Source organism: Streptomyces sp. NPDC045778 (assembly GCF_056431945.1).
The window spans coordinates 64,059-89,881 of the sequence record NZ_JBWKJZ010000011.1; the positions used below are offsets into that span (position 1 = coordinate 64,059).

A 25,823-nucleotide genomic window follows, 5' to 3' on the forward strand; every position below is an offset into this window, starting at 1 on the left:
GAAGGGAACCGGCTTTCGTGCACATCCTCATCCTCGGCGGGACCACCGAGGCCCGTCGCCTCGCCGAACGCCTGGCGGACGAGGCGCCGCCGGGGCTGCGCGTGACGAACTCCCTGGCCGGGCGCGTCGCCGCGCCCCGGCTCCCGCCCGGCGACGTGCGCGTGGGCGGCTTCGGCGGGGCCGAGGGCCTGGCCACGTGGCTGCGCGCGCACGCGGTGGACGCGCTCATCGACGCCACCCACCCCTTCGCCGGGACCATCAGCTTCAACGCGGCGCGGGCCGCCGCCGACGCCCATGTTCCCCTGCTCGCGCTGCGCCGCCCCGGCTGGGTCCCGGTGGCGGGGGACGACTGGCGCGAGGCGGCCTCCCTGGAGGAGGCCGCGCAGCTGCTGCCCGCGCTCGGCGCGCGGGTGTTCCTGACCACGGGCCGCATGGGTCTCGCCGCGTTCGCGGACCTGCGCGAGCAGTGGTTCCTCGTACGGTCCGTGGACGCGCCCGAGGCGCCGCACCCGCCCCGCATGGAGGTGCTCCTCGACCGCGGCCCCTTCACCCTCGATCGCGAGCGGGAGCTGCTGCGCCGCCACCGCGTCGACGTCCTCGTCACCAAGGACAGCGGGGGCGCCGCCACCGCGCCGAAGCTGACGGCCGCCCGCGAGGCCGGGCTCCCCGTGGTCGTGGTCCGCAGGCCGCCGGTGCCGGAGGGGGTGCTGGTGGTGGGCGACCCCGAGGCGGCGGCCCGCTGGATCGCGGGCCTTCGCTGACCGGGCCGCTGTGGGTGAACCGCCGGGCAGGCCTCGTCGCCCGCGAGAAATGTGACACTCACCCGCGGAAGTGTCACATTCTCGCGGGCAATACATCGCCGGCTCCGAGCTGCCGCCCGTCAGCCTGCCTCACCACCGGATGTGCCCACAGCACCACCGGGGCCCGGGGCCTTACGCCTCCGGATAGCGCCGCGGCGTCCAGACGATCTCCTCGCCGTCCCCGCGCCGCACGGCCCGCGTCTGCGAGGAGCCGACGAGCAGGATCGTGCGCATGTCGACCTCGGCCGGGTCCAGGTCCGCGAGGCGTACGATCCGCACGCGCTCGCCGGAGCCGCCGACGTCCCGGACCACCACGACCGGGGTGTCCGGCGCCCGGTGCTCCAGGAGCAGCTCGCGGGCCTTGCCCACCTGCCAGGTGCGGCTGTGCGAGCCGGGGTTGTACAGGGCGAGGACCAGGTCGGCCGAGGCCGCGGCGCGCAGCCGCTCGGCGATGACCTCCCACGGCTTGAGCCGGTCGGACAGGGAGATCGTCGCGTAGTCGTGGCCGAGCGGTGCGCCCGCGCGGGCGGCGGCCGCGTTGGCGGCGGTCACGCCCGGCAGGACCCGTACGCGCACGTCCGTGTACGCGGCCTGGGACGCGGCCTCCAGGACGGCGGTGGCCATCGCGAAGACGCCCGGGTCGCCGCCGGAGACGACGGCGACGCGCCGCCCCCGCCGGGCGAGCTGGAGCGCGAACTCGGCGCGCTCGGCCTCGACCCGGTTGTCGGAGCCGTGCCGGCGCTGCCCGGGGCGCACCGGCACCCGGTCCAGATAGGTGGTGTAACCGACCAGGTCGTCGGCGGCGGCGAGCGCGCCGCGCGACTCGGGCGTCAGCCACAGCGGTCCTGCGGGGCCCGTGCCCACGACGACGACCTCGCCACGGGCCGGTCCGGGAGCTTCCGTGACGGTGGCCGGGCCCGCCTGGCCCGGCACCGGCAGCGCCGCCACCCGGCTCGGAAGGACAGCCACCGAGAAGTACGGCACCGAGTCCTCGCTCACGTCCGCGAGGCCGGCCAGGCGCTCCCCGGCCATGGTGGCCCGCTCGACGTACCGGGCCTCGGCCAGGCGCTCCGCACCCTCGAAGGCCCGCCGCACCTTGGGGAAGGTGCGGCCCAGCTTCATCACCACGGCCGCGTCGGTCGCGGCGAGCCGGGCCGTCAGCTCCTCCTCGGGCAGGGTGCCCGGCAGGATCGTCAGGACCTCCTCGCCCTCCGCGAGCGGCGCGCCGAGCCGGGCCGCGGCGGCGGACACCGACGTGACGCCGGGGATCACCTCGGTGTCGTAGCGGTCGGCGAGCCGCTTGTGCATGTGCATGTAGGAGCCGTAGAAGAGCGGGTCTCCCTCGGCGAGGACCGCGACGGTGCGCCCCGCGTCGAGGTGCACGGCGAGCCGGGCCGCCGACTCGGCGTAGAAGTCCTCCATGGCGCCCTGGTAGCCGCCCGGGTGGTCGGTGGTCTCCGTGGTGACCGGGTAGACGAGGGGCTCCTCGATGTGGTCGGCGCGCAGGTGCTTCGCCGCGATGGAGCGCGCGATGGACCGGCCGTGCCGGGCGCTGTGGTACGCCACCACGTCGGCCTCAGCGATGACCTCGACGGCGCGCAGGGTCATCAGGGACGGGTCGCCGGGGCCGAGCCCGACGCCGTACAGCTTGCCGTTCACTCTTCCTCACTCGCGATCGCGTTGAGCGCGGCGGCGGCGAGGGCGCTGCCCCCGCGGCGGCCGCGCACGACCAGGTGCTCCAGGCCCGAAGGGTGCGCGGCGAGCGCGTCCTTGGACTCGGCCGCGCCGATGAAGCCGACCGGGACGCCGATGACGGCGGCGGGGCGCGGGGCACCCTCCTCGATCATCTCCAGGAGCCGGAACAGGGCCGTGGGCGCGTTGCCGACGGCCACCACGGAGCCCTCCAGACGGTCGCGCCACAGTTCGAGGGCGGCCGCGCTGCGGGTCGTGCCCAGCTTCGCCGCGAGCTGCGGCACGGCCGGGTCGGAGAGCGTGCACAGCACGTCGTTGTCGGCGGGCAGCCGCTTGCGCGTGACGCCGCTCGCCACCATCTGGACGTCGCAGAAGATCGGCGCCCCGGCGCGCAGCGCCTCCCGGGCGCGGGCCACCACGCCGGGCGTGTGCGCGAGGTCCCGTACGAGGTCGACCATGCCGCAGGCGTGGATCATCCGGACCGCGACCTGGCTGACGTCGGCGGGCAGGGCGGCGAGGTCGGCCTCCGCGCGGATGGTGGCGAAGGACGCGCGGTAGATGGCCGCCCCGTCCTTCTCGTAGTCGTACGTGGTCACGGTCTTGTTCTCGCTGCTCTCGGTCGTCATGCGGGGGAAAACGCCGCCAGGGCGGTGGCGAGGTGGGTGGGTCCTGCGACGCGGGCGCCGGGTGTCTCGCGTCCGCCGCGCGTGGCGGAGAGGTCGTAGCCGCCGCCCGGCGCGGCGACCACGTCGATCCGGTCGCCCCGCGGGTGCCCGCAGCGCCGCTCGCACCCGGACCAGTACAGCGGAAGCCCGGAACGGCCGGCGGCGGCGAGGGCGCTCGTCGCGTCCGCCCGTACGTCGGCACGGGACTTGGCGCAGCCGGGGCGGCCCACGCAGGCGCCGACGCGCAGCCAGGGCGAGCCCGGCTCGGTGACGAGGCCGGTGGCCGAGAGCCGGGCGAGCGCGGCGTCCGCGTCCGAGCGGCCGAGCCCCGGCGCGGGCACGACGGCGCCGCGCCAGGGGGTCAGCCGGAGTTCGCCGGGTCCCGCGGCGGCGGCGTGCGTCAACTCCCGCCACTGGCGGCCGGAGAGGCGGCCCAGGGGGATGTGGACGGACAGGGCGGAGCCGATGGCTCCGGGGGGCGGGCCCCCGGCGGTGACCTCCGGTGCGGTCCCGCCGTGCCACGGTTCGTGGCCGATGCCGTCGGCGGTGAGGCGGCGCCGCACCTCGTCCGCCAACGCGCCCGGGGCGAGCGGCAGTTCGGCGATCCGCCAGGCCTTGGTCCCGCTCTCCCGGACGCGGTACAGAAACGCTTCAGCCGCCACGAGGGCCGCACGGGGCGCGTCCGCCGCGGCCACGGAGAGGACCGGGTGCGGCGTGCCGGGACCGAGCAGGGCCCGGCCGTCCGCCGCCGCCCGTACGGTCACGTCCGCGTCGAGCCCGGCCACGTCCCCGCGGCCGTCGTCGAGCGCGAACAGGAACCGGCCCGAGAGGTCCCGCGCCGCCTCGCTCGCGCACAGCGCCGCGTCGAGGGCGGTGAGCCAGGGCCGCACGTCGCCGGCGCCCCGGCCGTCGAGGCCGGACAGCGGCGAGGCGACGATGTTGCGCACCCGCTCGTGGCCGCGCGAGGGCAGCAGGCCCGCGGCGTCGAGCAGCGCGGCGAGATCCGCGCCGCAGCCGTCCGCGAGGCCCCGCAGCTGGACGTTGCCGCGCGAGGTCAGGTGCAGGTCGCCGTCGCCCAGGTCGCGCGCCGCCGCGGCGAGCGCCTCGGCCTGCCGGACGGTGAGCACACCGCCGGGCAGCCGCACCCGGGCCAGCGCCCCGTCGTCCGCCGCGTGCAGCCTGAGGCTGCCCGGGCAGGCGTCGCCGCGGTCCCGTGGGGCCGCTGTGGCCTGCGGGGACGGGCGGAGGGGTGCCGTGGACATGGCGGCGAGCATACCGACCATCACACCGCGGACACGCCCTGCCTCGAACGCCCGGCGCTTACTATGCTCAGCGGTGGATCACCCGATCCGCCGTCGCCACCACGGCGACAGGGGAGGAAGCCCGGTGCGAATCCGGCGCGGTCCCGCCACTGTGAGCCCGACCCCGTGAGGGGCCGGGTGAGCCAGGAACTCCCTTCTCCGTACGCCCGGCTCCGGCCGGGCAGGAGAGACCCACTCACCACCCGGGGCGCGGACACCCCGAGGAAGGCCGACGCCGCATGCAGCACACGCCCGGGCCCCGCATCCTGCTCCTGTCGACGTCCGACACCGACCTTCTCAGCGCCCGCGCCGCCGCGGGCCCGGTGACCTACCGCTTCGCGAACCCCTCCCGGCTTCCGCTGGAGGACCTGCCCGGCCTGCTCGACGGCGCCGACCTGGTCGTCGTGCGCCTCCTCGGCGGGATCCGCGCCTGGCAGGAGGGCCTCGACCTGCTGCTCGCCGACGGCCGCCCCGTCGTGGTCCTCAGCGGTGAACAGGCCCCGGACGCCCAGCTCATGGCCGCCTCCACGGTCCCCGTCGGCATCGCCGCCGAGGCGCACGCCTACCTCGCGCACGGCGGCCCCGCCAACCTGGAGCAGCTCGCCCGCTTCCTCTGCGACACCGTCCTGCTCACCGGGCACGGCTTCGACGCGCCCGCGCCCGCGCCGACGTGGGGCCCCCTGGAGCGCCAGGCCCCGGCGGGCTCCAGCGCTACGGCCCCGACCGTCGCCGTGCTCTACTACCGCGCCCACCACATGAGCGGCAACACCGCCTTCGTGCACGCCCTGTGCGACGCCGTCGAGGCGGCGGGCGCCCGGCCCCTTCCGCTGTACGTGGCCTCGCTGCGCGCCCCCGAGCCCGAGCTGATCGACGCGCTGCGGGCCGCCGACGCCATCGTCACCACGGTCCTCGCGGCGGGCGGCACCAAGCCCGCGGAGGCCTCCGCCGGGGGCGACGACGAGTCCTGGGACGCGGGCGCGCTCACCGCCCTGGACGTACCGATCCTCCAGGCCCTGTGCCTGACCGGCTCGCGCGCCGCCTGGGAGGAGAACGACGAGGGCGTGTCCCCGCTGGACGCCGCCAGCCAGATCGCGGTGCCGGAGTTCGACGGCCGCCTGATCACGGTGCCGTTCTCCTTCAAGGAGATCGACGCGGACGGCCTCCCGGCGTACGTCGCCGACCCCGAGCGCGCCGCACGCGTCGCCGGGATCGCCGTACGTCACGCACGCCTGAAGCACATCCCGGCCGCCGACAAGCGGATCGCGCTCGTCCTGTCCGCGTACCCGACGAAGCACTCCCGGATCGGCAACGCGGTCGGCCTGGACACCCCCGCGAGCGCGGTGGAGCTGCTGCGCCGGCTGCGGGAAGAGGGCTACGACTTCGGCGACGCCGACATCCCGGGCCTCGTCTCGGGCGACGGCGACGAACTGATCCGCGCGCTCATCGAGGCGGGCGGCCACGACCAGGAGTGGCTCACCGAGGAGCAGCTGGCGAAGAACCCGGTGCGCATCCCGGCCGCCGACTACCGGCGCTGGTACGCCACGCTCCCCGAGGAGCTGCGCACGGCCGTCGAGGAGCACTGGGGCCCGGCGCCCGGCGAGATGTTCCTGGACCGCAGCCGGGTGGGCAAGGGCGGCGACCCGGACGGCGACATCGTCCTCGCCGCGCTGCGCTTCGCGAACCTGCTGATCCTCATCCAGCCGCCGCGCGGCTTCGGCGAGAACCCCATCGCGATCTACCACGACCCGGACCTGCCGCCCTCGCACCACTACCTGGCGGCCTACCGCTGGATCGCGGCGGACGCGTCCGACGGCGGCTTCGGCGCCGACGCGATGATCCACCTCGGCAAGCACGGCAACCTGGAGTGGCTGCCCGGCAAGAACGCGGGCCTGTCCGCCGCCTGCGCCCCCGACGCGGCCCTCGGCGACATCCCGCTCGTCTACCCGTTCCTGGTCAACGACCCGGGCGAGGGCACCCAGGCCAAGCGCCGCGTGCACGCCACCCTCATCGACCACCTCGTCCCGCCGATGGCGCGCGCCGACTCCTACGGCGACATCGCGCGCCTGGAGCAACTCCTCGACGAATACGCGCAGATCAGCTCGATGGACCCGGCGAAGCTCCCGGCCATCCGCGCGCAGATCTGGACCCTCATCCAGGCCGCGAAGCTCGACCACGACCTGGGCCTGGAGGACCGCCCCGACGACGACGGCTTCGACGACTTCCTGCTGCACGTCGACGGCTGGCTGTGCGAGGTCAAGGACGCCCAGATCCGCGACGGCCTGCACGTCCTCGGCACCCCGCCCGCGGGCGATGACCGCGTCAACCTGGTCCTGGCGATCCTGCGCGCCCGCCAGATCTGGGGCGGCACCACGGCCCTGCCCGGCCTGCGCGAGGCCCTCGGCCTGGACGAGTCGGCCGCCACGCGCACCACGGCCGACGCGGCGGAGGAGCAGGCCCGCGCCCTGGTCGTGGCGATGGAGGAAGCCGCCTGGGACCCGGCGGCCGTACCGGCGGTGGTCGCGGCCTCGGTCGCCGCCGACCGCCGCGAGCAGGTCTCGGCCATCCTGGAGTTCGCGGCCCGCGAGGTCGTGCCGCGCCTGTCGGGGACCACGGCCGAGCTGGACCACGCCGTGCACGCCCTGAACGGCGGCTTCGTCCCGGCGGGCCCCTCGGGCTCCCCGCTGCGCGGCCTGGTCAACGTCCTGCCGACGGGCCGCAACTTCTACTCCGTCGACCCCAAGGCGGTGCCCTCCCGGCTCGCCTGGGAGACGGGCCAGGCCCTGGCCGACTCCCTCCTGGAGCGCTACCGCCAGGACAACGGCGAGTGGCCCACCTCGGTCGGCCTCTCCCTGTGGGGCACCAGCGCGATGCGCACCGCGGGCGACGACGTCGCCGAGGCCCTGGCCCTCCTCGGCGTCCGCCCGGTCTGGGACGACGCGTCCCGCCGCGTGACGGGCCTGGAGGCCATCCCGTACGAGGAGCTGAACCGCCCCCGCATCGACGTCACCCTGCGTATCTCCGGCTTCTTCCGCGACGCCTTCCCACACACGATCGGCCTCCTGGACGACGCGGTGCGCCTCGCGGCGTCCCTTGAGGAGCCCGCCGATGCCAACCACGTCCGGGCCCACGTCCAGGCCGACCTCGCCGAGCACGGCGACGAACGCCGGGCCACCACCCGCATCTTCGGCTCCCGGCCCGGCACGTACGGCGCGGGCCTGCTCCAGCTCATCGACTCGCGCGACTGGCGCACCGACGCGGACCTCGCCGAGGTCTACACGGTCTGGGGCGGCTACGCCTACGGCCGCGGCCTGGAGGGACGCTCGGCCCGCACCGAGATGGAGACGGCGTACAAGCGCATCGCGGTCGCGGCGAAGAACACCGACACCCGCGAGCACGACATCGCCGACTCCGACGACTACTTCCAGTACCACGGCGGCATGGTCGCCACGGTCAAGGCCCTGCGCGGCGGCAAGGCGCCCGAGGCGTACATCGGCGACTCCACACGGCCCGAGACGATCCGCACCCGCACCCTGGTCGAGGAGACCTCCCGCGTCTTCCGCGCCCGCGTGGTGAACCCCAAGTGGATCGAGGCGATGCGCCGCCACGGCTACAAGGGCGCCTTCGAACTCGCCGCCACCGTCGACTACCTCTTCGGCTACGACGCCACCACCGGCGTGGTCGCCGACTGGATGTACGACAAGCTCACGGAGACCTACGTCCTCGACCCCACCAACCGCGACTTCCTCAAGGAAGCCAACCCCTGGGCCCTCCACGGCATCGCCGAGCGCCTCCTGGAAGCCGAGTCCCGGGGCATGTGGGCCAAGCCGGACCCGGCGACCCTGGAGGCCCTGCGCCAGGTGTACCTGGAGACCGAGGGCAACTTGGAGGACGACGGGGCCTGACCCGGGCTACCGGCGGGCCGGGGCCGCCCCGGTCCAGCCGGCCTGCCGCGCCGCCGCCGCAGCGCTCTCCTCGGCCGCCTCGGCCCGCGCCGTCAGGGCCTCGTCGCGGCCGGGGCTGCGGCCGCCCGCCGCTTCGGCGGAGGCCTGGGAGGCCTGGAGGGCGGCCCTGAGGGCGGTGTCCGCGGCGGGGCCCGTGGTGCCGCGGGCCGCCTGGGCCGCCGTCGCCGCGGCGGCCGCGGCGTTGCGCGCGCAGCGGGCGTCGGCGGCGGGGTCGGGGGCTCTGCCTTCTCGTTCGGCGAGCGAGCGCGCGGCCAGGCGTACCGCGTTCGCGGCCCGGGCGGCCGGCCCTGTCGGCACGACCTCCGCCTGGTCCGGCTCGATGCCCGCGGAGCGGCAGGCGGCGACGGCACGGCCGTACGCGCTCCTGGCGCGGGCGAGGTGCCGGTCCTGGAGGGCCCGCTCGTCGGCGGGCTCCTGCTGATCACTGCGGACGGGCGTGCTCATGGCCACCTCCAGTGCGGTTCCGGACGCCGGCGCTGCGGCAGGGTGGCACGCCGAGGCCCAAGAAGCCAGAGCCGGGTCACCCGGCCTTCCGCCCGCGCCCCCGCTTGCCGTGTGCCCGCGTGGCCCCCTACTCTCGATCTGATGGGTCGTCAGATACGGCATCGGGCGCGGCCCGGTCGAACCGGCGGGCAGGGAGCTGCGGCATGAGCGGCAATGAGTCCGGCACGAGCGACATCCCCCAGGTCATCAGCGTGGACGATCACGTGATCGAGCCCGCGCACCTCTTCGGGACCTGGCTACCGAGCAAGTACCGCGACAAGGGCCCCCAGCCCTTCACCGCCGGGATCGGGGAACTCCGGTACGTGGGCGGGAAGTACCGCTTCACCACCGACCCGGGCGGCCAGATCACGGACTGGTGGCGGTACGAGGGCGAGGTCTTCCCGTACAAGAGGATCATCGCCGCCGTGGGCTTCTCCCGGGACGAGATGACGCTCGACGGCATCACGCGGGAGCAGATGCGGCGCGGCTGCTGGGACCCCAAGGCACGCCTTGCGGACATGGACCTCAACCACGTCGAGGCCTCGCTGTGCTTCCCCACCTTCCCGCGGTTCTGCGGGCAGACGTTCGCGGAGGCACGGGACAAGGAGGTGGCTCTCGCCTGCGTACGCGCGTACAACGACTGGATGGTGGAGGAGTGGTGCGGGGACAGCGGCGGACGCCTCATCCCGCTGTGCCTCATCCCGCTGTGGGACGTGGGCCTCGCCGTCGCGGAGATCCGGCGCAACGCCGCGCGCGGGGTGCGGGCGGTCACGTTCTCCGAGATCCCGACCCATCTCGGACTGCCGTCGATCCACTCCGGGTACTGGGACCCGTTCTTCGCCGCGTGCGAGGAGACGGGCACGGTGGTGAACATGCACATCGGGAGCAGCTCCCAGATGCCCGCCGCGTCGCCGGACGCCCCGCCCGCCGTGCAGGCCGCGCTGTCCTTCAACAACGCGATGGCCTCGATGATGGACTTCCTGTTCTCGGGGGTCCTGGTGAAGTTCCCCCGGCTCAAACTCGCCTACAGCGAGGGGCAGATGGGCTGGATCCCGTACGCCCTCGAGCGCGCCGACGGCGTGTGGGAGGAGCACCGCGCCTGGGGCGGGGTGCGCGATCTCGTCCCCGAGCCCCCGTCCTCGTACTACTACCGGCAGATCTTCTGCTGCTTCTTCCGCGACCGGCACGGCATCGAGGCCATCGAGACCGTCGGCGTGGACAACGCCACCTTCGAGACGGACTACCCGCACGTCGACTCGACGTGGCCGCACACGAAACGGGTGGCCGCCGAGCACGTCGGCGGACTGCCCGCGGAGGTGGCCTACAAGCTGCTGCGCGGGAACGCGATTCGTATGCTGGACCTGCCGTTCGACCAGGACCGGACGGTCGCGGCCGGCGCCTGACCCTCGGGAGCGGGCCCGCCGCGGTTCGCGTGGCCCCGTGGGAGAGGCGAGTGCAATGAGCAGCGGCAGCGCGGTGTCGGAGGTCCTGGCCACGCTCGGCAGGCGGTACGTACGCGACGCCCCCGGGACCTTCGGCAAGGCCGCGCTCGCGACCCGGTATCTGAACCCGCGGCTGCGCGAGCACCCCCGAGAGCGGGTGGTCGAGTCGCTCTTCGGCGCCCGGTTCGCGGTCGACACGCGGGACCTCATCCAGCGCTACATCTATCTGTTCGGGGTCTGGGAGCCGCACATGTCGCGCTGGCTCCGGGGCCGGCTCCGCCCCGGTGACGTCTTCGTGGACGTCGGCGCGAACATCGGCTACTTGAGCGTCCTCGGGGCCCAGCTGGTCGGCGCCGGGGGCCGCGTGGTGGCCGTGGAGGCCTCGCCCGAGTTCCACCGGCGCGTGCTGCTCCACCGGGAGCTGAACGGCTGCGACAACATCCGCGCGGTCAACGCCGCCGTCTCGGACCGCAGGCAGAAGCTCACCTTCGTCCTCGCCAGCGCGCACAACATGGGCGCGAACAGCGTCGTCCCGTGGGACGGCCCGGTCACGTCCCGCTTCGAGGCCCAGGCCGTGCCGCTGCCCGAACTCCTGGAGCCGGACGAGATCGCGCGGGCCAGGGTCATCAAGGTGGACGTCGAGGGCGCGGAGGGAAGCGTCGTGCGGGGCCTCGCCCCCGTCCTCGACCGGCTGCGGCCGGACGCGGAGATCGCCGTGGAGGTCACCCCGGAGCGCATGGAACAGCTCGGCGACAGCGTCGACGAACTCCTGGAGACCATGCGCGCCCACGGCTTCCACACCTACCGCCTGCTCAACGACTACGCACCGGGCAGCTATCCGGCGGCCGTCCGCTCCGCGCGCGGCGGCCCGGTCCGCTGGCGCGGGCCCATCCGGGAGGAGACCGACCTGATCTTCTCGCGGGTCGACGCCGAATCCCTGGTGTGAGCCCTGGCTCCCGCTACGCGTGCGCGAGCGGCGACGTTGAACGTCATGAATACGTCGCGCGCCAGGAGCAGGGCCAGGAACCACCAGGGAATGATGTCCCGCAGCAGGAGGGCGAGCAGCGTGGAGGCCGTGTAAAGGGGCCTACGCCCCGAGGGCCCGGTCCGGCCCGAGGGCGTAGCGCCACTCGAAGTGCGCGAGCGCTCGGGCCCGGGACTCCACGACGGCCATGCGCGCGGCGCGCTCCGCCGTCTCGGTGTGCGCGGCCTGGCCGGTGACCTGGCCCTCCCACTTGCGGTAGAGCAGCCCGACCTCGGCGGAGAACCAGCCGCGTGCCACGGAGCTGAGGGCCAGGAGCAGTCCGGTGTCCTCGGACGCGGGCAGGGCCATCCAGCCGCCGAGGGCCACCAGCAGGTCGCGGCGTACGAAGAGGGTCGCGGGGTGGACCGGGGCGCGGTAGCCGTCCGCCTTCCAGCGGTCCAGGAGGGCCGAGCGCTCGATCGGGCCGTGGTCGGGGTCCCCGGGGAAGCCCGCCGTCGAGCCGTCCGGCAGCAGGTCGAGCGCGCGTGACGTCGCCCAGCCGAGCGTGCCGTCCGCTTCGAGTGCCGCCAGGTCGCGGGCGAGCACGCCGGGCTCCAGCTGGTCGTCGGCGTCGAGGACCTTCACGTACGCGCCGTCGGCGTGGCCGAGCGCCATGGTGCGGGCGACGCCGGGGCCGCCCGCGCGCCCTTGCCGGAAGGTCACCCGCTCGTCGTCGGGCACGTGGGGGGCGACCAGGTCGCTCCGGCCGTCCTCCTGGATCAGCCAGTGCCAGTCCCAGCCGTCGGGCAGCTCCTGCGCGCGGATCGACGCGTACGCGTCCGGCAGGAAGCGGGCGGACGGGGCGTGCACAGCGGTGATGATGGTGACGCGCTGACGCATGGCCCTCACCCTACGACGCGTCGCCACGCGCCGACGAGCGGGTGCTGCCGACGGCGGTGCCGCCGTCGGCGGAAATCCACATCCGGTGAATTCGAAGACGGCTCCGGTGGCTTGGAAGACCGCGTTGTGGAGGGTGCAACGACACCGTTGTTGAGGGTGCAACGGTTCCCGGGCCGCCGGTGCGCGAGTTCGCGCCGACAGCGTTGCATGCAGCAGGAAAGTATCTTTTGTCCGCAGCGGGTGCGCCTGCTGTGGCCGGCGAAAAGCGCTGAGTAATTAGGGGTCTAGTAGGGGGTGTGCGCGGCGCTCGCGGGGCGACCGGATATGGAAGAACCCGATCGCTGGCGACGGGGGATGCACCAGCGATCGGGTTGTTCCCAACCTTAACAAGGTCATCTGCGTATGGGGAGTGAACTTCCTGGTAAAGATGCCGAGTTGTGATCGGGATCACGGACGCGATCCGCCACCGGGAAGATGCGCGGCGTTACTTCGCGCACGGCGGCTCATACGAGAGCCGGGGCAGATACTCGCGCCAATTCTCCGGCGTCAGGACGCCCCGAGTGGTCGCGCAGATACGGCGAATTGCCGTGTCGGCGTCCAGATTCCACAGCCGCACGGTATCGGGGCCGCTCGAAACTCCGAGCATGTGTCCTTGCGGGCTGAACGAGAGGAAACTCCCCGTCTTGGCGTTGGGGCTCATCGACTGCCCGATCGGGGCGGCCCCGGACGGCCGGGTGAGGTCCCAGAGCCGGACCGTGTTGTCGTTGCCGCCGCTCGCCAGGGTGCGGCCGTTCCGGCTGAACGTCAGGGACACGAGCGCGTCGGTGTGCCCGGTGAGGGGGGCGCCGCGGGGACCCGCCCCGCGGGGGTCCGCGACGTCCCACAGCCGGACGGTGCCGTCGTCGCTGCCGGTGGCGAGCGTGCGGCCGTCCGGGGCGAGGGCCAGCGTGTTGATGGGGCCCAGGTGACCGGTGAGGGGCTTGCCGATCCGGGTGGCGTGCCGGCGGTCCGCCACGTCCCAGAGCCGGACGGTGGCGTCGGAGCTGGCACTGGCGAGCGTACGCCCGTCCTTGCTGAAGACGAGGTCGTTGACGTAGCCCTTGTGGCCGGTCAGCGGCGCGCCGAGCGGCCGGGGGCGCGCCGGGTCGCCGACGTCCCACAGCCGGATGGTGCGGTCCTCGTACGCGGTGGCCAGCGTGCGCCCGTCCCGGCTGAAGGCGAGCGCCGCCGCGAACCGCGTCCGCAGGGCGAGCGCCTTTCCGTACGAGACGGGGCGAGCGGGGTCGGAGACGTCCCACAGCTGCACCGCGCGGCTTCCCGTGAACACCGCGAGCGTACGGCCGTCAGGGGAGAACGCGGGTGCGCGCACGGCGCCTTCGCCGGGGGTGAACGGTTTGCCGAGCGCCACCGGCCGGGTCGGCCGCTCCACGTCCCACAGCCGGAGCTTCTCGTCACGGCCGGCCGTGACGAGGACCTTCCCGTCGGGCCGGAACACCCCGGTGCGGCCCACCATGTCCGAGGTCGGGATCGACCACAGCCGGACCTTGTTGTCGCCGCTGCCCGTGGCCAGGGTGCGGCCGTCCGGGCTGAAGCCGAGCGCGTACATCTCCCCGCTGCTGCCCGCGAGCGGCTCGCCGACCTGCGAGGGGTGCGCGGCGTCGCGGACGTTCCACAGGCTCGCCGTGCTGTCCGCGCTGGCCGCCGCGAGCATGCTCCCGCCGCGGTTGAAGGCCACGGACCACACGGGCCCGGTGTGGCCGGTGAGCGGCGCGCCGAGCGGGCGCGCGCGGCGCGGGTCCGCGACGTCCCACAGCCGGACCGTGGTGTCGGAGCTGCCGCTGGCCAGTGTCTTCCCGTCGGGGTCGAAGGCCACGGAGTGGACCGTGTCCTTGTGGCCGCTCAGCACCTTGCCGACCGGCTTCGGACGGCGCGGGTCGGCCGTCCGCCACAGTCTGATGGCGCCGTTGTCGCTGCCGGCCGCGAGCGTGTCCCCGTCGGGGCTGAACGCCACGGAACGCACCGGCGCCGTATGCCCCTTGAGGGTGGTGAGTGCCTTCGCGCGCCCCGGCTCCCGCACGTCCCACAGCCGTACGGTGTGGTCCTCGCTCGCGGAGGCGAGGGTGCGCCCGTCCGGGCTGAAGGCCACCAGGTAGACCGTGCCGCGATGGCCGGTCAGGGGCGTGCCGACGGGGCGCGGGCGCCGGGGGTCCGTGACGTCCCACAGCCGGATCGTGCCGTCGTCGGCGGCGCTGGCGAGGGTCCTGCCGTCCGGGCTGAAGACGGCGCTGCTCACCCAACTCGTGTGCCCGGTCAGCGGTTTACCCAGGGTCTTCGGCCGGGACCGGTCCGACACGTCCCACAGGCGGACCGTCCGGTCGTAGCTCGCGGTGGCGAGCAGCCGCCCGTTCGGATGGAACGAGGTGAGGTAGACGGCGCCCGTGTGGCCCGTGAGCGGGGTGGCGAGGGGCGCGTTGACGATGGAGATCAGCCGGTTCATCGTGCCCTGGTCGGCGGGCCGCAAGCGGTGGGCCACCAGGGCGAGCTGGGCGGACAGCGAGGGGTCGGTGCGCTGCGCGCGGTCGGCCGCCGCGGTCACCTGCGCGAAGATCGCGTCGTTGCGCTCGGACACCGCGTCGTCCCGCTGCTGCCACGCCACCACCGCCGACACGGCGGCGAGCATCGCGAGGACGAGCAGGGTCGACACCGCGCCGCGCCGCAGCCGGACCGTGCGCTTGCTGAGCCGCGTCGACGCGGCCAGGAAGTCCACCGCGCTGCGCGTGAGGAAGGTGTCGTCGGCGGACTCGGCCCAGGCGCGCGCCTGCTCAAGACGGGAGCCGCGGTAGAGCAGCGACGCGTCGCGGTCGCACTCCTCCCAGGTCCTGCCGTCCTCCTCGATGCGCTGCCGCAGCAGATGGTCGTTGCGGTCCTCGTCGATCCAGTCGCGCAGGCGCGGCCAGGCGTGCAGCAGCGCCTCGTGCGTGATCTCCACGGTCTCCGCGTCGAGCGTCACCAGGCGGGCGCGGGCCAGCGCCTCCAGGGACTCCTCCGTCTTGCCGGGGTTCGTCGACTCCTCCGCCAGTGTGCGCCGGGTGCCGCGCCTGCGCGTCGCCTGGGTGTCCTCACCGAGCCGTACCAGGCGCAGGAGCAGCAGCCGCGCGGCCGTGCGCGCCGCCGAGTCGAGGTCCGACCAGGCGCGCTCGGCGGTCGCCGCCACCGCGCCCTGGATGCCACCGGCCGCGCGGTAGCCGGCCAGCGTGAGCCGCCCCGCCTTGCGCCGCTGCCAGGTGGCGAGCAGCGCGTGGGAGAGCAGCGGGAGCACGCCCGTGTCGTGGGCTCCGCGCGGGCCGTCGGTGCTCACTTCGCGGACGATCAGCTCCGCGAGCCCCGGTTCCAGTTCGAGGCCCACGGCCTTGGCTGGGCCCGTCACCGCGTGGCGCAGCTCGGCGGTGGTCAGCGGCCCGAGCACCATGTGCCGGTGCTGGAGCGCGTCGGCCAGCTCGGGGTGGGCGAGGCACTCCTCGTAGAAGTCGGCGCGGACACCGAGGACCACGAGCGCGGCACCGGCCTCACCGGTGTCGCCCGGCGCGCACGCGGCGTGCAGGACCTGTACGAAGGTGCGCCGGGCCGTCTCGTCGGCGCAGAGGGTGAACGCCTCCTCGAACTGGTCGACGATGACGACCGGCCGGGCTTCGGAGGCGGTCCCGCGCCGTGCCCACGTCGTGACGGCCTCCCTGACCGCGCCCGCGAACTCGGGGGTGCCGGGCGCCCCCGGGCTCTCCTCCCCCGACTCCTCCGCCTGCTCGTCGGCCGCGGCCACGGCGGGCGCCAGCTCGGGTATGAGCCCGGTCAGCTCGGCGAGCGGGTCGGCGCCCGGCACGAGGTGCAGCACCTGGGCGGGGCGGCCGGCGTCGTCGCCGAGCGCGCCGCCGCGCAGGGCGGGCACGAGCCCGGCGTTCAGGAGCGAGGACTTGCCCGCGCCGGACGCGCCCACGAGCATCACCAGGCCGCCCGTCCGCCGCGCCGCGCGGAGCTGGGCGAGCAGCGCGTCCGTGCTCCGCTCCCGGCCGAAGAACCACTGCGCGTCCTGCTGACGGTACGAAGCGAGTCCTCGGTACGGGCACACGCTGGGGGCCGGGGCTTCGACGAGGGGGCGCTCCTCCTCGCCCGTGGCCGCGGCGGCGGCGTCACCGACCGGGTCGGACACCGCGTGCTCCCACAGGCGCTGCCACTGGGCGAGGTCGTACAGGCCGGGGGAGACCGGGGTCGTCCGCACCCGGCGGGCCTCGGGGACCAGGACGTGCAGGACCGCCGCGAGGGCGGTGAACTGGGCGGGCACGTTCTTGGCCCGCCGCCAGTCGCTGATCCGCTGCGCGGACACCCGCACGGGGCGGCCTCGCTCGTCGACCCGTTGCAGTCGGGCAACCGCCTCGGCGACACGCTTCAGGGGAGGGTTTCCGGCCTCCTGGTACAGCAGCGCGAGACGCTCCGCGAAGGCTGTGCGTGCCCCTGAGTCGGAGCTCAAGGCCTCCACCCCTTTACTTCCGCCGCACCTGGAATTCCGGACCGGAAAACTCACTCTATACGGCTGACCTGCGGCGTAGCGGACCGGACGAGACCGCGTCCTCCTCACCGGCCGCCGCAATTGGCAGGATCGCGGCAGGGGCGAGGCAACCACGCGGCGTCAGGGCAGGCCACCGGCCCTGCGCCTGGAGAGGCGACTGATGGCGCTGCAACTTCCTGGCTGGTTTTTGCTGGAGTTACGGAGCGGTGGCGAGGGTCTCGCCACGCTGTGCCGGACGACGCGCACGGCCGGTCCCACCCGGGCCGCCTCCGCGCCGCCCGCGGTCCCCGGCTCTCCGCCACGGCGCGGGGCGCCGTCGCCCATGTCGTTTGGTACCGGTCCCCACGAGGGGAGGGACCGGTACCGAAACGACCCCCCACCCCCGGGCCACCCCCACCCCCCAGCCCTCCACGACTCAGGCTGGGGCCCCTGCCGCCCCCGCCCGAAACGCCACCACCCAGAACCGACGTGACCGTACGCCGGGCGGACAACTCTCGGGTACCGGATCAGACGGCGACGGGACGCGGGCTGCCGCGGAAGACCTGACCGGTGTGCCAGGAGCGGTGAGCTGCCGCTATGGGCCGGGCGCCGGGTTGAGGGCCGATGAGGGGGCGTCCCGCGAGTGCAGTGACGTGCTCACGGGCAGCCTGACCGCGGCCGATGAAGTGCTGCGAGACCAGGATGCGGTGGTCGTCGTCCAAGCCGAGGACACCCTTGTCGAAGAGCTTGTGGTGGAGCGAGCACAGGCACAGTCCGTTGTCGACGTCGTCCGGGCCGTCGAACGCCCACCAGCGCACGTGTGCGGCTTCCAGTCCCACGGGCGCCGTGCCGATCATGCCGTCGTAGCCACAGAAAGCACACTGGTATTCGTACGCGGTCAGCACCATCTCCCGCATCCGCCGGTCCCGCTGCCGCCTCCCCGCCGCAGCCGCCAGAGCATCGGTCTCCGACCGTTCCATGTCCAGGCCGACGGCGTCGCAGAGGTCCTGGTGCAGCGACGCCGGGAAGTGCAGATCCAGCAGCACCCTTGCCATCCGGCCCAGCAGCGAAGGCTCCCGCCGGAGCGCCGCCTGAAGGTCCGGGACCAGCCGCCCGGTGGCCTGGCCGGCCCGCAGTTCCCCCACCCTGGTGCCTGGGCTGCCCACGCCATGGACGGTTCGCACCTCCCACACTCCGTCGCTGACCAAGTGGTGGAAGGGATAGGCAGGCGTGGTCCCGCGCGACGGGCCGTACTCAACCAGGAGTTTCTTCAAATCCGCCTCTACGGCGGTATACGCCAACTCGTCCGAGGCATCCGCCTGAAAGCGACCCAGGGCGTACAGCAGCAGCAAAGGCTTGTGTGGCGCTCGTACCCCGTCCCGGCTCCACTGCCTCAGCTTCGCGGCACACTCCAGCCAATCCACGATGCTGATCATAGGGAGGCCCCGCCGAGCGACGCCAGCTGTGGGAGGAGCCGCCGGTGGTAGTTACGACAACGCCCGGCGCCATAGCCAACAGGCCTGTCCCCAATGGAACATTAGGGACAAATGCTGAGCATACCGCGAACAGCGAAAGGGGCTTAGAGGAATCACGCGGCCGGTTGGAGCGAGCTGAGGGCTGCCCGACGTGATGGGGCCGGTTTCGTCCTCGATGCAGGCGAGATGCATACCGCTTGCAACCCTCTCTTCACGAGCTGTAGAGAGGCACCCAAAACGGCCCGTACAGCAGATCAGGATGGGCGCTCATCTCTGAGCACCCATCCTGAACCTGGCATTTCGGCGGTCAAGGACGCGGGAGCCGAGCCCACGACCCTTTACTGGTCAGTCCAGACCTGTCTCCTCGGGCTCCTCGGATCCCGGATCGTCCTCCTCCGGCGCATGGTTCTCCACAGCCCTGCGCCGCAGGTTCTCCACGTCAGTCAGGATGCCGACCAGCAGTGTGTGCAGGTCATTCAGCTGGTCCACCGGGACGACCGGGGTGTGGTCCCCTACTTCCGGCTCCAAGAGGTGCAGGTGATCGAGGGCATCCCGGGCGCTCTGCGCCCCCAGGTGGAGGGCCTTGCGGTGCAGGACGGCGCGTTGGCTGGGAGGTACGGGAGCATCTTCGCCGCGGGACGCCCCCACCGGCTCCGTGGTGGCGGGCGCACCGGTGGAGTTGCTGCCGTCGGCCGACGGTGTCGCACCATTCGATGAGGGCGTTGCCGGAGCTCGAGCCGGTGTCGTACTGGAGACCGTCGACGACGGTACGGCCTGCACCACGCGGTCCGGATCCGAAGCTGCGACGACATCCCATTCGTACAACGGCATCGGGACACCGTTGGCATCGCGTGCGATGCGGTCCGGAGCATTGAGATCCACTGCGAAGTACACATAGGGCAGCTCGGCCGAAGTGGCCGGCTTCTTGCCGGTCAAGCTCTGCCTGCGCACGGAGTTCTGTGGCAGGTCGTCACTGCGGAAGGTGTTGGCGGCCAGCGCGAGGGTCCACAAGCCGAGTTCGTTCGTCGGTTGTGAGAGACCTTCGATGACCTTGTGCACGTCCGACCGGAAGGGGACGCCGCCTTTCTCTTTCTTCGCTCCAAGAGATGAACCGACGTTCCTGGTCAGGAGCTTGTCGGCGATCAGCGCGACGCCGCCGGCCACAGCCAGTGTGCGGCAGGCGTCTTCGTCGCCGTTCATCGCCGGTGTGATCAGCCGGGTGAAGTCGTCTGTAGGCTGCGGAGTCCAGCCCTTGGTGACGTCGTTCGACAGCACACCACCGTTGTTCCAGGCATTCCGGGCCTGCTTGGTGACGAGCTTCTTCTTCGCACGCCAGGGCAGGTCGACGATCGGGCCGAGCAGTTCGCCGAACGCCTTCATGCCCATTCGTTGGCCGCCCTTGATGGCCTTGGCCTGGTCCTTGAGGAGCTCCAGGAGATCCGGCTGAGTCAGGGCACTGACCAGGTAGACGGCACGCCACAGAGCGGTCCCGGGAGGTGCCGGATCGCCTCCGAAGACGTGTGGAAGCTCGGCCACGGGAATGCGGCCGATGGCAAGGCCGTATACCGCCTGAAGGTCAGCAGTGTTCCAGCGAGGGTCACCCTGCTGAATGATCCGCTTCAGGGCCCGGGTGATGACCTCGACGTTCTGGGCTGCCGCGTCCCACTGCTTGAACTCGACGTGTACCGAGGCCAGTACGGAACGGACGGCGTCGTCAAAGATGTCCTCAGGGGACAGCACCCGGCCCTCGTGGCCCTCGACCCCGACGGCGATCTGCGCCGGGACGACGTAGGACTGGGCGATCTGAGCGGCCCGAAGCCCGGGCGCCGCCCCCTTCATCTCGTCGTGGAACTCTTGCCGAAGTTCTTGCCGCCACTGGGCCCGGCTGGCGGCGAGACGCTGCCCGAGATCGGGCCCTGCGGCCGTCCCTGCTGCGGAAGCGCTGCCGAGAAGTGCGTCGGTAGCCAGGGTGGCCACCTCGGCGGGGTCGGCCCCGTGCCCGGCCAGTACCGCCCAGGCGCTGGCAAGTCGGGTGATGCCGTCACGGACGACGAGAACGTGGAGCGGCTCCGTGCCGTCCTCGAAGGCGATCTCGACGGCGTGGGTGATCAGGTTGCGGGTGACGGAGCGCGTGAGGATGGAAGTGGCGTAGCTGTTGAGCGACAGCGTCGCGTGAATGGTCTGCCACACGTGGTTCCACAGGTGGGCGAGGTCCTTGTAGCGCCTTCCACCCGCCGCAGAGCTACCGCTACCTGAAGAGTGACGACCTGCAGCAGGTGGCCGAGGTCGCGCCGACCGCGAGCGCGGCGCTTCGGGGCTGCTCAGCAAGCTGGTCCCCGCCTGATACCCGGCGCGCGCGGCCGTGCATGGAATCAACCGGTGTTCGAGGTTAGAGCTCCTCTGACCTGTGCGGATGCCCTCGATGGCGCCGTGTGACGGCTGCCGCCGAGGGCTGGTGTTGACCGCTGTTTGCCGTCCTGATGGCACGTAGTGGCACGGGACTGCTATGTGGCCCGCGAGCCGACGATCACGGCGATGGGAGCCTTCATGGGTGGCGAGCGGAAGGCCGCGCTACCCCTTGGTGGGCTCATCCGTTGTATCCCTTGGTGACGACGAACCCGGTCCCAGCGAGTGGCGCACCGACACTCGTCTTGGCCCACTCGATGAGTTGTTCTGGCTCCTGATCGAGCCGATTCAGCAGGTCTGCGAGCTCATCAGCGTCTGGGGGTGTGGGCAGCTCGCAGCGAATCACGCTGCTCCCCGTCGCGGAGCTGTAGTCGTCGGCGTCCTCCTCGCTGGGATCATCGGGTTCCCAGCGGCCAATCTCGATCTCCCAGGTGTCTGCGCTGCCGTCTCCTGGCTGCGGCGCGTGAACTGAAAGGTAGTAGCGGTCAGCGTCGTATGGCTCAGCGAAGATCTCAGGGTAGGAGTGATCCACGTGCCCTCCTACCCCGGAGCAGCGAGAGAAGGCGGTGGCCAGTACTCGCATATCTGCGACGGCCTTCGCGCGTTCCTTCGAGGTGATTCCCCCTTCGAGGCTGTCCAGTCGCTCACGAGCCTCACGGTTCAACGCGCCCATGGCGCCGTCGTGCACCACAAACGGATGGTCGACGTCCCACAGACGCCGGCTCTCCGCGTCAGGGAGGGAGTCTTCCTCTGAGTCCTCGGCGACCGCCTCGGTCAACCCCCTTGCTTCCGCTTCCAATTCCGCGTTCACCGCGATCCGAACCGGCTCGGGCACCGCGAGCAAGGCGTCGTCCAAGTCGGCCAGCGCCTGGTGGAGCTCAAGACAGGCGTACTCGTACCACAAACTGTACGTGCCACTGAGGAGTTCGGCACGCGAACCCCGGTCGGTCAGCGCGGCAAGATGCTTCGTCGGATACTCCTCCACGCCGCCGTCGCGTCGGTCGTAGACGCTCAGCGGGACGGTGGCGAGAGCGGAGACCCGGTTGAACGCGTCGGTGATCGGCTTCGCGAGCGCGGAGTCACCGACGCTCGTAACGGTCGCGGAAACGACCCCGTCCAGCCCTTGGTACGTCGCCAGGATCTGGGTCTTCCCGCGGTTCGCGTGCTGAGAGTAAATAGTCACAGGAACGCCTTTCGGCCAATAGCCGATGACGGCTGCATGGCCATGGAAGGTGTACGGAAGAGGCGGTGGCGAGGGTGTCTTCCGACGCTCCATGCCTTTGAAGAGACCGGCGGTGGCTCAGGTCCTGTCCCGAGCTCCGTGCCTATCCGCACCTTAGACGCCCGCCCGGGTGCGTAACAACCGGATCTGCCAACACGGTCTCCAACGTCCTCAACCACCCCGACCGCCTACGCGAGGACACCCGCGTCCGCGTCGAGCAGGCGATCGCGACCTCGGATTCGTGCGAGGCGGCACTACGTCGGAGCACGCTGCTCACTGGCGCAGAAACGGCTTCGCCACCTGGCTGTTCAACCCGGCGGCCTCCGGCTGGTACCCGAAGAAGGCTCCCCAGGAGGCCCGTCCAGTGCCGATCGTCTGCGAACCGTGGCCAGGAGTGCCTGCGCGGGGCCGTGGTGCCAGCCAGCGGGCCGACGCCTGCTGGCTCCCGATTGCCAAGGGCCTCACACCCCACGGCCTCCGGCACACTCACCGGACGATGATGGAGGACCTCGGCACGGAGAAGGTCCTCATGGACGAGCGCATGGGCCACATCGATGGTTCGGTGTCGGCGCGCTACGCCCACGTGACCTCCGGCATGCGCCAGTGCCTCATGCTCGGCCTGAGCGAGCAGTGGGAGGCCGCTCGCGATGTGCGTCGCGCCATGTGCTCGACTTCGCCAGTTCGAGTGCTCGATCGCCTGTTGCGGGCGAAGGGATAGAGCGGCTGGCAAGTCGCGAGAGACGGGGCTGTCGTTCGTGCAGTCCCGGCTCGTCCATTTGAGCTGCTAGTCGTCTGTCCCCAGCGACGGGTCAGGGCCGAATACGGTGACATTCATGCGGGCGAGCCCGCCGGGTGGACTGGTCAGCGTGCCACTCACGCGGACGGAGATTCCGGCATCGTGGCAGTGCACGGCCGTGTGGTAGTCCCTATCAGGGAGGTCCATCCTTACCGTGCGGCTGCGGCGCTGAATGAGCGTTTGGACCCCGACGCGGCCGGTGTCGTCTACTTGGAGACAACCCGGACGACTGCGACGGAGCCCCCGTTTCCGCTCCATGCTCTGATGGAGAATGTCCGTGCCCTGGCAAGACGCTTGTAGCTGAGAGCTACGTAAACGAGGGTCATACCCCATGAGCCGTGTGGTGATCCGGGAGCAGCCCTGCTCTGTTTCCGCAGCGGCGGCACCGTAGAGGGCTGCCCGCAGTTGCGGGACGGTTTGGCAGTAGACGACAACTAGGCCCCTTTCATGCGGGCGTTGTCAGTCACGTACTGCATCATCGCGCCCATGACCACAGTGCAACCGAGCGGTAGACCTTCCCCTCCTTCGGCGCCCGACATCCGGAGCCGAGCATGGGTGCGGATCCGTCTGAGCGCCCGTCGTGCGATCCGTTTGAGCAGAAGGGTTTTCCGAGACTGGCGGGCGAACGTTGATGAGCGAAGGTTTCAGAAGGAAACCCGGAACCTCTGGGCGTCCTTGGACCGTTTGGGCATCCGTAGTGAGGATCTACCCCTCACAGTGCAGGCTCAGCGGTCGCTGAGTATTACCTGGGGTTACTTGCTGACTCGCGGCGTCGTAGCTCCCGTCGCGGGCATGGTGATCACTATCGTTGCTGTGCCGGTCCTGGCGCTGGCGGCCTGGAAATTTGCACACCACTACGGCTTCGAAGATATGACACAGACGGCAGCGTTCGTCTACGGGCAGTGGGGCAAGGCGCAGGCCGACTCGGCTTCGGGACGCGACCTCGTTTTCGCCGCGGTGGCCAAGCTGGCGCCGCTCGGTATTGCTGTTTGGGTGATGTGGCGCACCCTGCGCAAGGGAGTTCTCCGCAAGTTCTGGCTAACACAGCGCACCTGCGCAGCACTTGTGCGATGCGCGCAGGCGAAAGCCGCCACGGATGTCGACCGCCCGGATCAGCTCCGGCGCGTGGACAGCCTTTGCCGAGCCGTCGAGTGGAGCATCTGGCGTTCCCACCTCTGGCGCAGAGGCATGACCCGGCGCTCACCGCGAAGGGTTGCTGCACGGCACCACGCGGCTGCTGTCATTGGCGCCCTACACCGCGAACTCGTCAAGCTCGATATCGAGCCCGACACTGCGCTGGACGACCTGGCCAAGATGCTCGCGACGATCGGTGAACAGCACGCAGCAGGATTCGTCACCGCCCTCCTTCCTGCCGAGGCTCTGGAAGGTGTCACGCCGGTCTCGCTGCGACGCCATGCGCTCCGGGAATCGTTCGCCATTGTGCGCGGCATCGCTGCGGCTCTGGGTGCCGTCTTCGTCTTGGACCACCTCTTGCCGACGCTCGGAGTCCGCGACGATCTCATGGGCTGGTTTCTCGCCGGGGGTGCTCTAGCGGCAGCCGTCACGGCTGTGGGGTGGCGTCGTGTGCGCGACTTCTTGGGAGTCTTTCCTGGCTTGTAGGTGCCCTCTGCTGAGCATGGCCGCCGCAGTGCGCTTGCAGAAGTCTGCTCGCGTTTGCCGCAGCGGACGCTGCGGCAAACGGCGATTTGCCGCTGCGCGGGGCTGGGTCTCTGTTGGCCTGCGAGATCAGCGCCAGCACTGCGGTGGGGGCCCGACCAAGATCTTCTCCCAGTTTTCTCCCAAACGATCACCGGAGAAGCAGGAAGGGCCTGACCCTCAGAGAGGATCAGGCCCTTGACCTGGTCTTACGAAGTCGGGGTGGCGGGATTTGAACCCACGACCTCTTCGTCCCGAATGGGGTTCGGGTGCTGATGTTGCCTGCATGGATGACGTTTGCCCTGGTCAGGAGCATGGCCTCGATGGGTCTCGGGTCGCTTGGAAGTGGATCCGGGAGCAAGTCGGCTCCCCAAATGGCTCGTAGGCTGCCGCCGTCTTCGAGCGATCATGACGGGCATGGCTGCGAAAGGTCCGTCGACGGCGTACCCGCACCACAGAAGGGCCCCACGATCGAATGCCCCTTCGAGGGCCGATGCCAGGAGGGGGAATGACCTCTGAGGAGCGGCCTGCAGAATCGCCTCAGCGTTCGGTTGCGCCTTGCGGATTTCCGGAAGGCCTGGCTGGATTCCGAGCGCTGCTGTGATGACATACTCCGCGCCGGACTCGCGAGCCCCTCCCGGCGCACGCAAGGTGATGCTGAGGTTCAGCCCCTGATTGAGAGCGGGAAGCGGGGCTTGTCGCTTACCTCCGTCCTGTACCTGAATTCAAATGCCGACGTCAGTATTCGCCAGAGTGCGTCGCGGGAATCCATCATCTCAACGCCCGTCACCAAAGCCGTCCGTCACTCGCGATACCCGAGAACTCTGTGTCCCAGGGGCGAGGAATCCGATGGTTTACCATTGCTTACGATAGTCGAAGCGATAGGACTTGGCACCGGGGCCGTCATGTGGCTGCGCATCCCTTGCTCACACTTCTTCCGAGGCGCAGGACGGCGGTCTCGGCTAGCACGGAAGCAGGATTGGGATCAAAAGCCATAGGTCGTCGATGGAAGCCTGAAGTCCACACTCCTCAGAGGCTTACCGGGGTTGTATTACCTCCCTCGCCGCACGGAGGATGCCTCTCGGATGCGCAATGTGAATACCCAGTATTCACGGAGTGCGGTCTTGTGAGGCGATCCGTCACTTGACCCCTCGAAGAGGGCCAAAATGCGATGGCGCATCGAGCCATTCATAATCTTCATGCCATTTGCAGTCTCCGGCGTAAATCTTCCCAATTCCACCGTTGATCAGGAAAAGCTTGCATGGAACGCCGTACTCGATGGAAGCGCCTGCAGGTAGGTCCTTCTCTGAGGCCGGGAGCTCGTCAATGGTGAGCTCAGTCAACTCATGCGGGAGCTCCATGTGGCGAACTCTCGAAAACAGCACGTCGATGCGCTTGTCCATGTCATCTCGCTGCCCGCTTCGCAGCAAAAGCTGCGCATAGCTGAACGTAAAGTGCCAAACCTGAAAGTTGCGTTCCCAGCTAGCGATCTGCATTCGTGATGCTCCGTATTCATTCG

15 protein-coding genes, 1 pseudogene and 1 riboswitch are annotated in these 25,823 nt (G+C 71.3%); of the genes and pseudogenes, 6 read left to right on the forward strand and 10 right to left on the reverse strand.

All coding sequences use genetic code 11. The annotated features are described in order from the left end of the window. Positions 1–17: 17 nt before the first annotated feature. Positions 18–761 (forward strand): cobalt-precorrin-6A reductase, encoded by a 744-nt coding sequence (locus AC07GB_RS16205; RefSeq protein ID WP_478845781.1) that lies wholly within the window; start codon positions 18–20, stop codon positions 759–761. A gap of 171 nt (positions 762–932) precedes the next feature. Here the strand turns inward: AC07GB_RS16205 and AC07GB_RS16210 are convergent, their stop codons facing one another. Genes AC07GB_RS16210 through cobG form a run of 3 tightly spaced genes read right to left on the reverse strand, consistent with a single transcriptional unit; the run spans position 933 to position 4,431 of the window. After that, complete coding sequence (locus tag AC07GB_RS16210; RefSeq protein WP_478845783.1) at positions 933–2,459, reverse strand: precorrin-2 C(20)-methyltransferase; 1,527 nt, start codon at positions 2,457–2,459, stop codon at positions 933–935. Beyond that, positions 2,456–3,118 carry a precorrin-8X methylmutase gene (locus AC07GB_RS16215; protein ID WP_478845785.1) on the reverse strand — a complete coding sequence of 221 codons (663 nt, stop codon included), beginning with the start codon at positions 3,116–3,118 and terminating at the stop codon, positions 2,456–2,458. The genes AC07GB_RS16210 and AC07GB_RS16215 overlap by 4 nt, the downstream gene beginning before the upstream one ends. Beyond that, positions 3,115–4,431, reverse strand: coding sequence for a precorrin-3B synthase (gene cobG, locus AC07GB_RS16220; RefSeq protein WP_478845787.1), 1,317 nt, complete (start codon positions 4,429–4,431; stop codon positions 3,115–3,117). The genes AC07GB_RS16215 and cobG overlap by 4 nt, the downstream gene beginning before the upstream one ends. A 101-nt stretch (positions 4,432–4,532) precedes the next feature. After that, positions 4,533–4,611, forward strand: a riboswitch (cobalamin riboswitch). Between the two features lie 86 nt (positions 4,612–4,697). On the opposite strand from cobG, the gene cobN reads away from it, so the two are divergent. Beyond that, on the forward strand, positions 4,698–8,360 hold the full coding sequence (gene cobN, locus AC07GB_RS16225; RefSeq protein WP_478845789.1) for a cobaltochelatase subunit CobN: 3,663 nt from the start codon (positions 4,698–4,700) through the stop codon (positions 8,358–8,360). A 6-nt stretch (positions 8,361–8,366) separates the two neighbouring features. On the opposite strand, the gene AC07GB_RS16230 is transcribed toward cobN, so the two are convergent. Next, complete coding sequence (locus AC07GB_RS16230; RefSeq protein ID WP_478845791.1) at positions 8,367–8,864, reverse strand: hypothetical protein; 498 nt, start codon at positions 8,862–8,864, stop codon at positions 8,367–8,369. 203 nt (positions 8,865–9,067) lie between these two features. On the opposite strand from AC07GB_RS16230, the gene AC07GB_RS16235 reads away from it, so the two are divergent. Beyond that, positions 9,068–10,306 (forward strand): amidohydrolase family protein, encoded by a 1,239-nt coding sequence (locus tag AC07GB_RS16235; protein ID WP_478845792.1) that lies wholly within the window; start codon positions 9,068–9,070, stop codon positions 10,304–10,306. 55 nt (positions 10,307–10,361) lie between these two features. Then, positions 10,362–11,291, forward strand: a complete 930-nt coding sequence (locus tag AC07GB_RS16240) for an FkbM family methyltransferase (RefSeq protein ID WP_478845794.1) — start codon at positions 10,362–10,364, stop codon at positions 11,289–11,291. Positions 11,292–11,432: 141 nt separating this feature from the next. On the opposite strand, the gene AC07GB_RS16245 is transcribed toward AC07GB_RS16240, so the two are convergent. The 5 genes from AC07GB_RS16245 to AC07GB_RS16265 all read right to left on the reverse strand — a co-directional run bounded on the left by AC07GB_RS16245 (position 11,433) and on the right by AC07GB_RS16265 (position 21,906). Continuing rightward, on the reverse strand, positions 11,433–12,209 hold the full coding sequence (locus AC07GB_RS16245) for a glycosyltransferase family 2 protein (RefSeq protein ID WP_478845796.1): 777 nt from the start codon (positions 12,207–12,209) through the stop codon (positions 11,433–11,435). A 484-nt stretch (positions 12,210–12,693) separates the two neighbouring features. After that, on the reverse strand, positions 12,694–16,740 hold the full coding sequence (locus AC07GB_RS16250; RefSeq protein ID WP_478845798.1) for an nSTAND1 domain-containing NTPase: 4,047 nt from the start codon (positions 16,738–16,740) through the stop codon (positions 12,694–12,696). Positions 16,741–17,276: 536 nt separating this feature from the next. Further along, a complete protein-coding gene (locus AC07GB_RS16255; protein ID WP_478846080.1) occupies positions 17,277–18,173 on the reverse strand; it encodes a phosphorothioated DNA-binding restriction endonuclease in 897 nt (298 codons plus the stop codon). A gap of 396 nt (positions 18,174–18,569) precedes the next feature. Continuing rightward, positions 18,570–20,414 (reverse strand): hypothetical protein, encoded by a 1,845-nt coding sequence (locus AC07GB_RS16260; protein ID WP_478845800.1) that lies wholly within the window; start codon positions 20,412–20,414, stop codon positions 18,570–18,572. A gap of 397 nt (positions 20,415–20,811) precedes the next feature. Beyond that, the gene (locus AC07GB_RS16265; protein ID WP_478845802.1) at positions 20,812–21,906 is read right to left on the reverse strand and encodes a hypothetical protein; all 1,095 of its coding nucleotides are present in this window, start codon (positions 21,904–21,906) and stop codon (positions 20,812–20,814) included. A gap of 92 nt (positions 21,907–21,998) precedes the next feature. Between AC07GB_RS16265 and AC07GB_RS16270 the strand changes: the two are divergent. Then, a pseudogene (locus AC07GB_RS16270) lies at positions 21,999–22,570 on the forward strand (LacI family DNA-binding transcriptional regulator); the annotation flags it as partial. Positions 22,571–23,440: 870 nt separating this feature from the next. Beyond that, entirely contained in the window at positions 23,441–24,268 is an 828-nt protein-coding gene (locus tag AC07GB_RS16275) for a hypothetical protein (protein WP_478845804.1), read from the forward strand. A 1,175-nt stretch (positions 24,269–25,443) separates the two neighbouring features. Here AC07GB_RS16275 and AC07GB_RS16280 read toward each other — a convergent pair. Then, positions 25,444–25,800 (reverse strand): hypothetical protein, encoded by a 357-nt coding sequence (locus tag AC07GB_RS16280; protein ID WP_161235438.1) that lies wholly within the window; start codon positions 25,798–25,800, stop codon positions 25,444–25,446. Positions 25,801–25,823: the final 23 nt, after the last annotated feature.